Annotated in this window: 11 protein-coding genes; all 11 read right to left on the bottom strand. The window is 40.8% G+C overall.

The window, feature by feature from the left end; all coding sequences use genetic code 11:
- Positions 1-22: 22 nt before the first annotated feature.
- Complete coding sequence (gene nuoH / locus AC2SLP_RS01550; RefSeq protein ID WP_486535034.1) at positions 23-1,018, bottom strand: NADH-quinone oxidoreductase subunit NuoH; 996 nt, start codon at positions 1,016-1,018, stop codon at positions 23-25.
- Positions 1,019-1,064: 46 nt separating this feature from the next.
- Complete coding sequence (gene nuoG / locus AC2SLP_RS01545) at positions 1,065-4,157, bottom strand: NADH-quinone oxidoreductase subunit NuoG (RefSeq protein WP_486534873.1); 3,093 nt, start codon at positions 4,155-4,157, stop codon at positions 1,065-1,067.
- A 16-nt stretch (positions 4,158-4,173) separates the two neighbouring features.
- A complete protein-coding gene (gene nuoF, locus AC2SLP_RS01540) occupies positions 4,174-5,781 on the bottom strand; it encodes an NADH-quinone oxidoreductase subunit NuoF (protein ID WP_486534872.1) in 1,608 nt (535 codons plus the stop codon).
- Positions 5,778-6,287 carry an NADH-quinone oxidoreductase subunit NuoE gene (gene nuoE / locus AC2SLP_RS01535; protein ID WP_486534871.1) on the bottom strand — a complete coding sequence of 170 codons (510 nt, stop codon included), beginning with the start codon at positions 6,285-6,287 and terminating at the stop codon, positions 5,778-5,780. The genes nuoF and nuoE overlap by 4 nt, the downstream gene beginning before the upstream one ends.
- A gap of 222 nt (positions 6,288-6,509) precedes the next feature.
- Positions 6,510-8,330 (bottom strand): NADH-quinone oxidoreductase subunit C/D, encoded by a 1,821-nt coding sequence (gene nuoC, locus AC2SLP_RS01530; RefSeq protein ID WP_486534870.1) that lies wholly within the window; start codon positions 8,328-8,330, stop codon positions 6,510-6,512.
- A gap of 183 nt (positions 8,331-8,513) precedes the next feature.
- Positions 8,514-9,182: a NuoB/complex I 20 kDa subunit family protein gene (locus AC2SLP_RS01525; protein ID WP_486534869.1), complete on the bottom strand. Its 669-nt coding sequence runs from the start codon at positions 9,180-9,182 to the stop codon at positions 8,514-8,516.
- Positions 9,183-9,192: 10 nt separating this feature from the next.
- Positions 9,193-9,831, bottom strand: coding sequence for an NADH-quinone oxidoreductase subunit A (locus AC2SLP_RS01520; protein ID WP_486534868.1), 639 nt, complete (start codon positions 9,829-9,831; stop codon positions 9,193-9,195).
- Between the two features lie 590 nt (positions 9,832-10,421).
- On the bottom strand, positions 10,422-10,997 hold the full coding sequence (gene dcd, locus AC2SLP_RS01515; RefSeq protein ID WP_486534867.1) for a dCTP deaminase: 576 nt from the start codon (positions 10,995-10,997) through the stop codon (positions 10,422-10,424).
- 448 nt (positions 10,998-11,445) lie between these two features.
- Positions 11,446-12,795 (bottom strand): Mrp/NBP35 family ATP-binding protein, encoded by a 1,350-nt coding sequence (locus tag AC2SLP_RS01510; RefSeq protein ID WP_486534866.1) that lies wholly within the window; start codon positions 12,793-12,795, stop codon positions 11,446-11,448.
- Positions 12,796-13,368: 573 nt separating this feature from the next.
- Positions 13,369-14,706 (bottom strand): magnesium transporter, encoded by a 1,338-nt coding sequence (mgtE, locus tag AC2SLP_RS01505; RefSeq protein ID WP_486534865.1) that lies wholly within the window; start codon positions 14,704-14,706, stop codon positions 13,369-13,371.
- A 408-nt stretch (positions 14,707-15,114) separates the two neighbouring features.
- Positions 15,115-15,750, bottom strand: a complete 636-nt coding sequence (locus AC2SLP_RS01500; protein WP_486534864.1) for a 3-oxoacid CoA-transferase subunit B — start codon at positions 15,748-15,750, stop codon at positions 15,115-15,117.
- Between the last annotated feature and the right edge of the window lie 41 nt (positions 15,751-15,791).

The raw sequence follows: 15,791 nt of genomic DNA, 5'->3' as shown, positions 1-15,791 counted from the left end.
CTGCTAAAAATTTAAAACTCTATTAAGTGGCTGAAATTAGTATAAGTGCCGCAGTAATTAAAAGGTTTATTAAGGTGACAGGTAAACAAACCTTCCATCCAAAATTCATGACTTGATCATATCGTGGACGCATTAGTGAGCCACGTGCTAAGACAAACATCGTCATAAAGAATAAAGTTTTTATAATGAACCAAAAAGCAGGGGGTAAAATAGTAAATCCTAAACTTAATGGCGCATCCCAGCCCCCAAAAAATAGACACGTCATTAATGCTGATATAAGTACAACATTGACGTATTCACCAATGAAAAACATACCAAATTTCATACCGGAGTATTCAACATGATAGCCTTCAGCAAGTTCTTGTTCAGCTTCGGGTTGATCAAAAGGATGTCTGTGAGTGACAGCAACGCCTGCCACAACGAACGTAAGAAAGCCTAAAAACTGCGGGAAAATATTCCAATGCCAAAATCCGCCTGTCTGAGCCACAACAATTTCACGTAAATTAAATGATCCTGTAATGGCAACGACGCCCATCAATGATAGCCCTAAGAATACCTCATAACTGATGGTTTGTGCCGCAGATCGCAGTCCCCCTAGCAACGAGTATTTGTTTTCAGACGCCCAACCCCCGAACATCACGGCATAAACGGCCATACCCGCCATAGCAAAAAAGAACAATATACCAATGTTCCAATCTGCGGCGCCTAATGTTGGCGATATCGGGATAATTGCAAATGAGGCCAGAGCGGTGAACATCGCAATAGCTGGCGCTAGAACAAACATAAATTTGTCAGCAAATTTTGGCGTCCAATCTTCTTTAAAGAAGATTTTTAGCATATCTGCTACCAATTGCAAAGAGCCCCAAGGCCCTACACGGTTTGGGCCATAACGATCTTGCCAAAGTGCCAGCATACGGCGCTCATAGATAATCATAATCGCGGCGACGATAACGACTGATAAAAATATCACCAAGGACTGTGCGACCATAAATACCGTCGTCCATGCCTCAATTGACATATTTAAAAAACTAGGCACATCAGGGATTATACGAGTAACTTGCATATTAGACTCCCTGTCCATCAAGTTCGGATGGGTTAGCGGGCTTAACAATGCTATCTACTTGGGGTGGATCGATTTTTACGACAGATGCAGGTAAATGTCCATGTAATATAGGAACTTGCCCTACTGGATACCCGATACAGCCTTCAGCGACGTATGGAATAACTTTGACTGGAAGCTCTATGCGCTGAGAATCAATGGTCACGGCAAGCCAATCATCTGTTTGTACCTGCCAATGCTCGGCATCATCTGAATTGATATAAAAGGCTGGATTGTCTATTTGTGCAGCTACTACTGGACTACGCTGCGCCATGATAGAACTACCATACAAATTGTAAATAGGAACAAGCTTGGCTTGGCCTTGGAAAATACTGGTTTTTATTGGCTGTGCTGATTGAGGACGTATATATTCACGCATTGAAAGCTTTTCACTGTCATCTATCAAATCGAATAAGCGTATACCTGGATCCCCTTGCTTGAGGCTACCACCCACTTCTTTTTGATATTTATTCCAAGCTTGAGGAGAGTTCCATCCCGGAGCTTGCGCAAATGGAATTAATGGACTTGGCGTCAACTCACCACTATATCCTTCCATAGAGTAAGTCAAAGGCGTATCGGGATCTTTAGGCTGCATCGGTTCATGCACTGAGATATGCGCACGCATCGCGGTTCGTCCTGAATAACGTCTCGGCTCTCGAGCAATTTTAAGCCCTGAGATGCGGTGATCAGCATTTGGTGCAGCGGCTCTGATGGCTTGAAGATTTGGATGTGTGTTGATAAGTTCATTGATGACGTCATCAAGCTGAGTCCAATCTAAAGGTAATTCATTCAAAGTTGTCTCTACAGCATGCAGCCATCGCCATCCTTCTTTAATACTGCATTTTGCATCGTAATAGCTTGGCTCATACACTTGGAAGAACCGCTGAGCACGGCCCTCTGATGACACCATGGTTCCATCTGCTTCGGCAAAGCTTGCTGCAGGTAAAGCAATATCAACAAATTTATGCCAATACAAACTTTGATGATCTAAAGCAATAACGGTTTTATCATGTAAAAGTTTGGCTAACCTATCAATATTGATAGCATCTGTGAGCTGATTCTCAGCCACCACGAGTGCATCAAAGTCTTCGGCCAATAGCTCTTCTACAGGCTTACCGCCCAGCATACAAACGCCCATACTATTGACATCGCTGACGCACAGATATAATCCTGCTTGTTTAGAATATTCGTGATTTGGCTCTTTAAGATCTAAATCTTGTTTGTCTTCTGCGCTACGCTCTGTATTATCTTTGCGAGTCTCTTTCGCGGTTTTAGCATCCAACTCTTTATCTTCTTCCGGCTGCTGTAATACCGCTTGAGCTCGAACTTTAGCATTATGCACTTCTATTTGCTCTAGCTCATAAGTTTTAATAGCTTCACGCTTTTTAGTTAAGCTTTGAGCGATTTGAGCCGATGCTTCAAGAATTGAAATTTTGTATTGACCTGTACCCGAAATAACCAAAGGTTTATTCGCGGTCACTAAATCAAGTGCTATTTGATTGGCCAACTCAATCATTGAGTTGTCGGTATCTGATTGTATATCTTGAGGTTCTATTTCTTGAGGTTCTATTTCTTGTGACTTTATATCTTTAGACTCTACATCTTGAGACTCTATATCTTCTGATTTGATGGCATTAATATCGTTCGATAGTGCATTTATCGCATCTGCTACAGCAAATCCAAGATCTGCGATATCTTCAGGTGTCGCCACACAACTTATTTTGCTTATATCATCAAGTTTGGTCTGTACAGTATCTGCGATATAGACGGGGCTTAACTGTTTTTGCCCAATCCGCTGAACTGGTTCAGCTAGCCATTCTTGAGTTTTAAGCGCTTCTGCCATTTTAACTTTTTTGTTTTTTGCAGCTTGTCGTACTGCTAGTGCAACACGGGCGCTTGTTTGGGTAATATCTTCACCTAGGATGAAAACTGCATCATGAGATTCTATCTCAGTAATACTTGGATTATGTATACCTTGGGTGGATAAAATTTCGATAGATTTTTCGACAAGTGCTTGCTGATGGCTATTAAAGCCCGTAGAGAAATTATTAAATCCTACCAGTTTTTTCAATGCAAAATTAGTTTCAAGACTTGCACGTGGCGAACCAATTCCGATAATTTTCTTATCTTTTAATCGTTTGACAGTTTCATCTAGCGCATAATTAACATTGATTTTAACGTGCTTATCATTGATACGCTCTATGGCCTGAATAGGACGGTCTTCACGATTAACATAACCGTAACTAAATCGGCCAAGATCACATAAAAAATATCGATTCACTTCACCATTGTATCTATTTTCGATACGGCGCAGCTCACCATAGCGTTCACCGGCTGAAATATTACACCCTGCAGAACACCCTTGACAGATACTGGGGCCGTACTGCATGTCCCATTTTCTATTATAACGATCTGAATGAGTTTGATCCGTGAATACACCTGTAGGACATACTTCGGTTAGGTTGCCAGAAAACTCGCTTTCAAACTGACCATTTTGATCTCGACCAAAATAGACTCGATTGCTTGAAGCATATACGCCCAAGTCAGTACCACCTGCATAATCTTTATAAAATCGCACACACCGATAACAGGCGATACAGCGGTTCATCTCATGCGCTATGAATGGGCCCAAATATTGATTGTGATGCGTACGTTTGGTAAATCGATACCGGCGTTTATTATGACCCGACATATACGTCATGTCTTGTAGATGACAATGTCCGCCTTCTTCGCAAGTTGGGCAATCGTGGGGATGATTTGTCATCAAAAACTCAACGATAGACTTACGAAACTCAACCGCTTCCTTATCATCTACTGAGATATACATGTCATCAGTAGGCGCGACCATACACGACATGACCAATCTGCCTTTGCCAGCTGCCGCATTTTCTTTATTATTAAATTGTTTGACTGCACACTGTCGACATGACCCAACTGAGCCAAGCGCGGGGTGATAGCAGAAATAAGGCACATCGATACCCAGCGACAGACACGCTTCTAATAAGTTGTCTGCACCGTTTACCTCAACCTGCTTACCGTCAATATGTATGACCGCCATGCCTGTTTCTACTCCTCTACTTCACGATATTCGAGTTGGAAGACACTGATTTGTCTTCTAAACTTGATTTTGAACCGACTTCGCTATCATCGTTATCAGCGCCGCTACTGGTAGTTACAGCAGCAGGTTGAGTTTTAATCATAGACGACATCACTTTTTTAATCTCAGATTCTGCCCATTGTGAGGTTTCATCATCGACTTCTGGCGGAGGTTCTACCACTATTTTACTATCAAATTCATCTCTAAAATATTTAATCGCACTCATGAGTGGTTCCATCGCACCTGGTGCATGCGCGCAAAAGGTTTTACCTATCCACAAATCACGCGTTAATCCTTCAAGTTTTTCGACATCACCGATTTGACCGTCACCATCATCTATTGCGGTTAGCAATTTAACGCCCCACGGCAGGCCATCTCGACATGGTGTACAAAATCCGCATGACTCACGCTGGAAGAATATTTCAAGATTCTTAAGTAATGGCACCATGTCTTGTGATTCATCAACCACCATGATGAGCCCCGTACCCATACGGCTACCCGCTTTTTGAATACTATCGAAATCCATAACCACATCAAGATGATCGGTCGTTAAAAAGTCAGTAGATGCGCCGCCTGGTAACCACGCTTTAAGAACTTTACCTTGCTGCATTCCCCCTGCGAAATCTTCTATGATCTCACGCGCGGTATAGCCAAACGGTAATTCCCATAGACCAGGACTATTAACCAGACCTGAACAACCGAAAATTTTGGTACCGGGCGTCGTACTATTGCCTTTGTCATTCGGTAAATTTTTATACCACTCTATCCCATTGACCATTATGGCCGGCATATTACTTAATGTTTCAACATTATTGACGACGGTAGGTCTACCCCATGCACCAGATATTTGCGGAAATGGTGGCTTGGTACGTGGATTGGCTCGTCGACCTTCCAGAGAATTAATAAGGGCAGTTTCTTCACCGCAAATATAACGGCCAGCCCCAGTATGAACATGTAAGTTAAAACTAAAGTCTGAGCCTAATATGTTCTCGCCTAATAGATTGTTGGCGATACATTCATTGATGGCATTATTTAAGCGCTGCGCGGCCATTATATATTCGCCGCGTATAAAGATATAACCATCACTGGCACCAATTGCGTGTGCTGTGATAAGCATGCCTTCAATGAGCTGGAAGGGTAAACGCTCCATTAACAGTCGATCTTTAAATGTACCTGGCTCCATCTCATCTGCATTACAGATTAGGTAGCGAGGGCCTCCATCCGGTGGCGTCATAAAGGACCATTTGAGTCCAGCATTAAAGCCAGCACCACCGCGACCCCGAACATTGGCTTCTTTAATCATATTGCCAACGTCTTTTGGGTTCTTATTTAAAGCATTTTTAAGCCCTGTGAATCCCTGAAGAGACTCATAGGTTTGTAAATCTAATACGGCATCGTGATGTGCCAAACGCCACGTTAAAGGTTTGGTTTTAATAGTTGCAGTTTGTTTATCACCATAAATAGGAATAGTTTGTTCATTAAGCTGACTTGGGGCAACACCTTGTTTTCGGCGGCTGAACTGTTCAGCTATCGTCAAATGATTGGGCAAACTATTTGTAGGTGAAGTTACGGTATTAGTACTCATGGATAATACTCCAACAGCTCAGCAACTTGATCTGGCGTGACTGGACCATAAGTATCTTCATCAATCAATACCGCGGGGCTTTTGTCACAGTTACCCAAACAGCAAATCGGTAGAAGTGTAAATCGGCCATCTGATGTGGTTTGACCAAACTCAATATCCAGCTGTCTTTTAAGCTCTGTAGCGAGTGCCTCATAGCCTGTCAAGTAACAGGCTACAGAATCACAAATCAAAATCACATGACGCCCAACAGGTGAACGATAAATACGATTGTAAAACGTTGCAACCCCTTCAATATCAGTCACAGGAACGTCTAGCATATTGGCGATTGCATTAACTTGTGCATCATCTACCCAACCATTACGTTTTTGAACCAGTTTAAGCGCATCTAGTGAGGCGGCTCTTGATTGAGGGTAATGGTGCATAAAATCAGTGATACTACTGATTTCTTGAGTAGTTAAGATGCGTTCAACATCAACGCTAGGGGCTTTATCGGTCACAATTCTCACAGTGCCAATCCTTAACTTAATTAATTTAGCGAGCAAATTTGTGCTGGCTATCATGTTAAATTACAAGTAAACGGTAAATATATCTTAGGACACTGCCTAGTTAACATTGACTAGTTATCATTGACTAGTCATCACCGCTTAAATATTCATATTTTTATTAACTACGATGTGAACAAAAATAATCCAATCACATCTTTATATGTCAACTACTCTATATGTCGACTACCTATCCGTATCTGCCATAACAATATCAATCGATGCAAGATAAATAATCATGTCTGAAACTAAGCTGCCATTAATGACAGAAGGCATTTGTTGTAAGTGCGCAAAAGTGGGTGTACGAATACGCGTTCGATAACTCATGGTCGATTTGTCAGAGGTTATGTAATAGCTGTTAATACCTTTAGTAGCTTCAACCATCATAGAAGCTTCACCAGCGGGCATGACAGGACCCCATGAAACTGATATAAAATGATTAATTAAAGTTTCAATATCATTTAACGTACGATCTTTTGGCGGGGGTACAGACAGTGGATGGTCAGATTTGTAAGGACCCGATGGCATATTCTCCATACATTGGCGGATAATACGCATCGATTGACGAATCTCTTCAATTTTAACCATACAGCGATCATAAGCATCACCGTTATACCCTACTGGTATTTCAAAATCGTAGTTTTCGTAACCCATATAAGGACGTGCTTTACGTAAATCAAATTCAACACCCGTTGCACGTAAGCCTGCACCTGTCACACCCCAAGCTAGTGCATGTTTGGCATCATATTGCGCAACATTTTGTGTACGTGCTTTTAATACCGAGTTTTGCATAGCCGCTTTGACATATTCGTCTAGTCGTTTTGGCATCCAATCTAAAAATTCTCGTACCAAACGTTGCCAACCTCGTGGTAAATCAGCTGCTGTACCTCCGATACGGAACCAAGCAGGGTGCATTCGATAGCCTGTTACCGCTTCGATAACATCGTAAGCCTTCTGGCGATCGGTAAACATATAGAAAACAGGCGTCATACCCCCTGCATCTTGAATAAAAGTACCAAAGAACAATAAGTTATTGGTGATTCTAAAAAATTCGCTCATCATCACACGAATGGTTTGAGCTCGATCAGGAACCGTTATACCCGCTAGTTGCTCTACAGCCATAACGTATGGCAGCTCATTCATGACACCGCCCAAATAATCGATACGGTCGGTATAAGGTATATAAGAATGCCAAGTTTGGCGTTCAGCCATTTTTTCAGCACCGCGGTGGTGATAACCAATATCAGGTATGCAGTCTATAACCTCTTCGCCATCCAGTTGCAATACGACTCTAAATGCTCCATGCGCAGAAGGATGGTTAGGACCAAGATTCAAAAACATAAAGTCTTCATCGCGGCCACTGCGTTTCATACCCCACTCTTCAGGTACGAACCTTAAATTTTCTTGCTCAAATTGTTGTTTGGCTGCATTGAGAAAATAAGGCTTAAATTCAGTAGCACGAGCATGATATTCTTTTCGAAGGGGATGACCTTCCCAATACTTAGGTAGCAAAATACGTGTTAGGTGCGGATGTCCCTCAAAGACAATACCGAACATATCCCAGACTTCACGTTCATACCAGTTAGCATTCGGCCAAATTTTTGTTGCTGTCGGTATATTTAGATCATCTTCAAACAAGGCAACTTTGATACGAATATCGCTATTACGCTCTAGGGACATTAAATGGTAAAAAACAGTAAAATCACTATCAGGTAACCCATCACGATGCTTGCGCAAACGCTCATCCATAGCAGATAAATCTAACAGCATGACATAGGGCTTTGGTAACGTACGCAGGAACATTAAAATTTCAGTCAGATCAATACGTGACACCCATATGGTTGGTATACCATCGAAAGTAGTTTGTTCGGTAAATTTGTTTGCAAACTTGTGACTAAGTTCACGAAGTACGGGATGCTGAGAAGACAAGCCGTGAGTTGACTTATGTCCCGCCCTATTACTTCCCGTACTATTCATATCAGTAGCTTTACTATTATCGGTTACCATGATTACCGCTTACCTTAGTCATTACTTTAGTCGTTACTTTAATTATAAATACATAGTAGATAATTTTTATGTGTAGATAGTCTTTATGTATGATCTATTTATTCATAGTATCGCTGTACTATTATACCTAGCTAGCTATGAAAATTGTTGATATATAAGCCAATTTTAATTTATTAACCGGTTTTAAATACTGTCAGGGCTACGCAAATTCTTGACCGCAATACGATCTGCCTGTTTACGATCACGTTCAGGTAACATCTGCGGTTTGTAAACTCCCTGATCATTCACATAAGCGCCAAGCGGTCTGCGCTCTTTAGTGATAGAGTCTTGAAGTAACATCAATCCTTGAATCAATGCTTCTGGTCTTGGGGGGCAGCCTGGTACATACACGTCGACAGGTATAATCTTATCCACACCTTGAACCACAGAATAGATGTCATACATGCCGCCTGAGTTAGCGCAGGACCCCATTGATATCACCCATTTGGGTTCAAGCATCTGCTCATACAATCGCTGTATAACGGGCGCCATCTTAATAAAGCAAGTCCCAGCAACAATCATCACATCTGCCTGACGCGGTGAAGCTCGAATAACTTCGGCACCAAACCGTGATAAGTCATGTACTGCTGTGAGGGTGGTAGCGTATTCAACATAGCAACAAGACGTACCAAAGTTAAAAGGCCATAGAGAATGTTTACGTCCCCAGTTGGCTGAGGCATGAACCATATCCTCAAGCTTGCCCATAAATACATTACGATTTACCTCATCTTCAATAGGATCATTGACAGTTTGACGAGTTTGAGCGGGGAATTTATCCGCATCAGGATTGGCTCGGGTTAGCGTATATTTCATGTTACAACCCTTAAGATGACGTTTTTGAAGAAGGTGAGTTACCGCTAGTCTCTGCGCTAAAGTCTACAGAGGTAATATTACCTGTCACATTGATTCGATCGATGTTATCTAAATGGCGCTTGTTTTCTAAAATGTCATTCGATACATTAACGCGACCAGATGATTGGGCGGGTACTTTGCCTGTAGGATCAGTATGCAGCTCATCAATACCATTAAATTTGGTAATACTCGCCAGATTAAACCCTTGCGGTGCAGCGCTAAAGCGCTCTTTTTTGCCACGCTTATCCGCTGGTGACCAATTCATGGCCCCCACGCTTAATTCATAAATTAAACCGACAAATAAAATAGCAATAAAAACAGCAGCTGTCGTAAAGCCTATCCATCCCACTTCTCGAACAGATACGGCATACGCGTAGAGGTATAAGGCTTCTAAATCGAAGATAACAAAGAATATGGCGACCAAATAGAATTTTGCAGAAAAACGAATTCGGGCGTTGCCTGCGCCGACAACACCCGATTCAAATACTTCTTCTTTTTCTGTACCTTGCGAGCGACCACCAAGTAAACGTGGTACGACTAACATGAATATAACCAAGCCAATGGCGGCTAGAATAAAAGCTAGCGCTGACCAATTAAAGGCGGAAGTCATCTGTAAATCTCCTCACTGGCAAGTATCCACTGATCTGTATATTCGATAACGAACTAAATTTGAGCAGTAAAATTATCAAGATACTTAAGCTGGCAAAATTTGAGGTGGTACTATACTTATTTAAGACACTAAAAGCTACCTTAATAACAGTAACCTATCGATAAATATTAAGCTATGAATGCGTATTTAATAATTGACGAGAGTCGTGCACTGTTATATATCACTAGCAGCTAACCCAAACGTGCGTTCGAGCTTATTAACTAATAATAAGGCTTATAGACACAATTTGTAAGTTTAAATACAATCATAAAACCTAAGAACTACTATAGCACAATTCTATAAGGGATTTTATAAACAGACCTGTGCAATCTATGGACTTATGTAGCATAAATAAACCCAACTGGCTAAGACTTGATGTCCTATAGCTATCATCATATAGTTTAGACATCGCTATACGATTTAAATTAATATTACGACATAATTATATCAGTTAGGTATATGGCCTAGGTACGTGGTTTAAATACGAAGTTTGAGTACGTGGTTTAAGTACGTGGCTTAGGAACGTAACGTACGTAACTTAGCTACGTAGCTTAGGTACGTGGTAAGGTCACGCCTTGTTGGCCTTGATATTTACCACCGCGGTCTTTATAACTGGTTTCGCAAACATCATCCGCATCACTTTGGAAAAATAGCATTTGAGCAACGCCTTCTCCAGCATAGATACGAGCAGGTAACGTCGTGGTATTACTAAATTCTAGCGTGACATGACCTTCCCACTCTGGTTCTAAAGGCGTCACATTTACAATGATGCCGCATCGTGCATAAGTAGACTTTCCTAAACATATGGTTAATACATCACGAGGAATTCTAAAATACTCAACAGTTCTGGCAAGCGCGAACGAATTTGGCGGAATGATACATTCATCGCCTACGATATCGATAAAACTATTTTGATCGAAATTTTTGGGATCAACAATTGCAGAATGCACATTGGTAAAAACCTTAAATTCTGGCGCACAGCGTACATCATATCCATAGCTTGACGTACCATAACTAATCAGTTTCTGACCTGCGTCATTAAAACGGACTTGTCCCGCCTCAAATGGCTCAATCATGCCATGCTCTTCTGCCATTTTACGTATCCAGCGGTCAGATTTAATCGACATTTTTTACCCTCTTTTTTAACACTTGTGTTTTTAAATTTAAGAATATTAGCATACGTACTATTTTAATGACTAAATCAAATAATAAACCTAGAAGCTTCGAGCTTAATATAAATACAAATTAAATTATTAACTTGTGACCAACTACTAATGGATTTAATTTGTGGATTTAATGTTATTTAGATCAAAATAATGCTGTGATTATAAGTAATTACGGATTCGATTTATAGATGTTTTTCATCTTATTAATTTAAGATCCGCATAACTTCTGAACTTACCATTCTATAGTCAGCGAACTACCAATAGTCAGCGAACTACCAAACGGTTACGGCGTCAGCTTCGCTAAGCCTACATGAGTAGTACTTGCACTCGGTTGCCTTGTAACCATTTTAGACTTCTTTGACTATAAGCTCTATCACACTAAGCTAAAATATAATAAGCACAATTAACCCTAGAAAATTCGACCGTCATCGCGCTCTTTGGCAAACTTAGCGATTTTTGATTCAATATTTTCACCAATACTGATATAAAACTTAGCATAATCATCTCCCTTGCCATTATTTGCGATGACACTTGGGACTCCTTGATCCACCTGCTGTCTAATACTACTTGCAATGGGCAATTGACCCAATAAGGGTACGTGATAGCTCTCAGCTATAGCGACTCCGCCTCCCTCGCCGAATATGGCTTCTGTTGTCCCACAATTAGAACAAGTATGCAAAGCCATATTTTCAACCACGCCGATTACTGGTATGTTGGTCTTATTAAACATCTCAATACCTTTTTGGGCGTCCATAAGTGCTATATGTTGAGGCGTGGTCACGATGATAGCACCAGTAACTGGAATCCGCTGAGCAAGCGTTAATTGAATATCTCCCGTGCCGGGTGGCATGTCTATAACCAAATAATCAAGCATTGGCCAGTTTGTTTGATTAAAAAGCTGCATCAAAGCGCCTGTTGCCTTTGGGCCACGCCAAGCGACAGGCATCGTATCGTTGTCTAAAAGGCTACCAATAGACAACATGGCTAGCCCGTGTGCTTCAACAGGCACAAATTGTTCGTTCTCTAACAGTGGCTTGACCCCTTCTACCCCTAGCATACTTGGCATTGAAGGACCGTATATATCGGCGTCCAAAACGCCAACCGTGTTACCCAGCTTTTGAAGAGCAAGGGCTATATTTGCGGTGGTGGTTGATTTACCCACGCCCCCTTTCCCTGAGGCGACCACAATAATATGTTTGATACGCGGATGCGGTTGCAGGCTAGATTGTGTTGGAGCACGCTTACTGATTACAGTTTCATCGGCAGGTGCAGAGTTGGCGCTTGAGGCAGAAGTAGGAGACGCTACATTCGTTGTTTTAGGTAGCTTGTTGCTAGCCCCTTTATAACCGTTATTATCATAGTTATTGTTATTGTTATTGTTATTGTTATTGTTATTGTTATTGATATTTTGAATGTTAAGGTTATTGTCATTTGCGCTTTTACTGGTATCGCTCTTAGAACTATGGTTATGCGCTTTTGCAGGCATCGCAGATGATTTAGATGGCAAGCTTACGTTCAGATTAACTTCTTTAATGCCATGCGGCTGCAATGCTAATCCAAGCTGCCTTTGAATGGCTTCAGGGTCAACATCCCCACTTAAACGCACATCAATAGTTACAGAATCATCATGAACTTGCATAGAGGACATTGTATTTTGTTGATTGGCATCACTATTACGTGCCAGCACACTATTTACAACCTGTTCTAATTCTGATTGCGCTTCATTATTGGTTGTTGCTTTTTTCATAAAATTAAACATTATAACTCACACCTTTTAGCCTTCTTGCTCGATCTAAACATTACAATTTTGAGTTTATAAGAGGTCGTATAGAATTCATTCATGGAACTGGCGGAAACTATTTTTTAGTCAATATGCAGTAAAATTTTGACGCTTAGTCATTCTAAGTTAGACTATTTTACAATATATTGACAAAAAATAGTTCCGCCCTGTAAGGCTGATGCTAAAATCGTTCTAGACGTTGTTTTAAACCTAGCCAAGATTCAATACGCTTCGGGCATTAGCGTCGGTGTGTGCCTAGTCTAGAACGATTTTAGCTATCAACAGTCCTAATTAATAAATTCTATACAGCCCCTAGTATTACGAGTACAATGAAGTATTATACGCGTTTACGCTGATATGGTTTTAATTATAAGTAGCTATCTTTTTACTATTCACTTAAATTGCACTAAAAATAAACTTTTTATTTCCTCGCTATTATTCTGGTTATTCTATTTTTAATTATTTAAAGAATCATTTATAGATATGCTGCTTGATGATTTGTAGAATCTCAGTTGCTCGTAAAGATCATTTATATAAATAAAAAATTAAAACCTATAAAGGTAAAAATTTGGCCGCAATAAATAAATAAATAATGACGCCAGAAGCATCACAGACAGATGTGATTAAAGGTGCGCTGGCACTAGCAGGGTCAAATCCCAATTTATTCAATATAAATGGCAAACTCATGCCAATCACACACCCAATCATGACCACAGACATCATACTTAATGCCAATACTACTGACACCACTGCATCACCGCGTATATAACCAATGATTGAGACAGCAACTGCCATGGTTACACCAAGCATTAGTGCCACCAAGGCTTCTCGTCCGAGTAAATAAAACCAGTCTCGCATCACAACCTCTCCTGTGGCTAAGGCTCTCACCATAAGTGTTGCAGATTGCGACCCTGCGTTGCCACCACTATCCACCAAAAGAGGCAGAAAGAACACCAAAACCAAATTCGATGCGATGACGTCTTCGTAATGGGAGATACCCATGCCAGATATCAAATTACCAAAAACCAGTAATACCAACCAAAAAACCCGTTTGCGGTATAAGAGGCGGATACTGGTCTCTTTGAAACTGCCGACTAATCTTGAAACACCACCTGACTTATGAAAGTCATCAGTGGCTTCATCTCTTACCACATCCATCGCATCATCGTGAGTCACTATACCGACTAATGCACCCTGTTCATCAACAATAGGTAAAGCAATGAGATCGTAGCGTGCAATGACTTTAGACACCGCTTCTTGATCTTCATTAACGTCACAAGATATTACTGACTCTGACATAATATTTGCTATTACTTCATTTGGCGTGGCCAAGATTAGAGTCCGTAGCGATACCACACCTTTTAGCTTGCGCGCATCATCGACGACGTAAGCTTGATAGATGGTTTCTGCATCAGGGGCTTCAAGTCTTAATGTCTCCAAAGCCTCATCTACGGTTAGATCTTTCCTAAGCACCGCGTAATCCGAGGTCATTATTGCCCCCGCTGTACGCTCCTCATAAACAGACAACCTACGGATGTCTTCTCGTTTTGCCTGCGCTAAGGCTGGCAACAAGGCTTCTTGTTGTTCTTTATCGAGCTGTTTGTATAAATCTGTACGTCGATCTGAGGGCATCTCACCCATTAGCTCAGCCAGTTCAGCACGTGGAAACTCATAAGATATTTGAACTTGATTGTGCGCTTTTAAAAACGAAAATACAGCAGCTCGACTCGGTAACTTCTCAAGCAATTGCCACGCGTGTTTAGGCTTCATAAGCGCTAACGTATCTGCGATGTCGATTGGACGCATATGATTAACTAATTCAGTCGCTTTATCAAAATTCTGCTCAGCGATGGACTGACTTAAAGAGTTTGCCAAAGCACTATAATTCATGATTTATTACTCCATACAACCCAGCGCTAAGCTTTCATATACTAATGATAAGTTAGCGAAATAGATGGCCTTATTTAAAGTAAAAACTAATAAGTAGACAACAAATAAGTGAAATGCTTAGCTGAGTTTAGAATAAATCTATACACAGCATTTAATATGGCATGATGCTATGCCATTGAGCATTTAATAACAAGTGAGGCTCTGTTAAAAGCACGACTAATATTAAATTCTGACATTACTACGCAACTAACAAAGGCTTAAAGTGGTAACTTTAAGCCTTTATATTAGAAGCGCTCATGTACTTAAAACCTGATATTCAAACTAATAGCTGTTTTTTATTTATGTTCGTAACGGCTAGCTATTTAAACATTTTTACTTTAGCTTGAGTGTTAATCACAATCCCAATACTTAGTGACGACGATGTACTTTAACAGGGGTATTCGCTTGCAACTCATCAAAGCTGACACCTTCTGCTAATTCTACTAAAGTAAGACCCTCATCAGTAACATCTAATACGGCAAGTTCGGTAATAATACGATCTACTACTTTTTCACCAGTTAACGGCAGCTGACACTCGGATAGGATTTTTGGGTCTCCATGTTTATTGGTTTGTTCCATCAACACTATTACCTTCTGAACGCCTGCGACTAAATCCATAGCGCCGCCCATACCTTTCACCATTTTTCCAGGAATCATCCAATTGGCCAAATCTCCTTTTTCAGAGACTTCCATCGCCCCAAGGATAGCCAAATTAACATGCCCACCTCGGATCATAGCAAATGAGTCAGAGCTACCAAAAAAGCTTGACCCAAGCTTTGCAGTTACTGTTTGCTTACCTGCGTTAATTAAATCTGGATCAACGTTATCCTCAGTGGGAAACTCACCAATACCCAATAAACCATTTTCTGACTGCAACCAAACATCCATTCCTTCTGGAATATAATTGGCTACCATGGTAGGTAAGCCTATTCCTAAGTTAACATAAAAACCATCTTCTAATTCTTTGGCAGCACGCTGTGCCATTTGCTCTCTGTTCCATACCATGTTCAAACTCCCTTCAAATTTATAAAAGCTACTAATTTATA

It is taken from the genome of Psychrobacter sp. CX21 (assembly GCF_057396255.1).
Note: the sequence above shows the minus strand (reverse complement) of the source record. Positions and strands in the feature narration are given on the sequence as shown.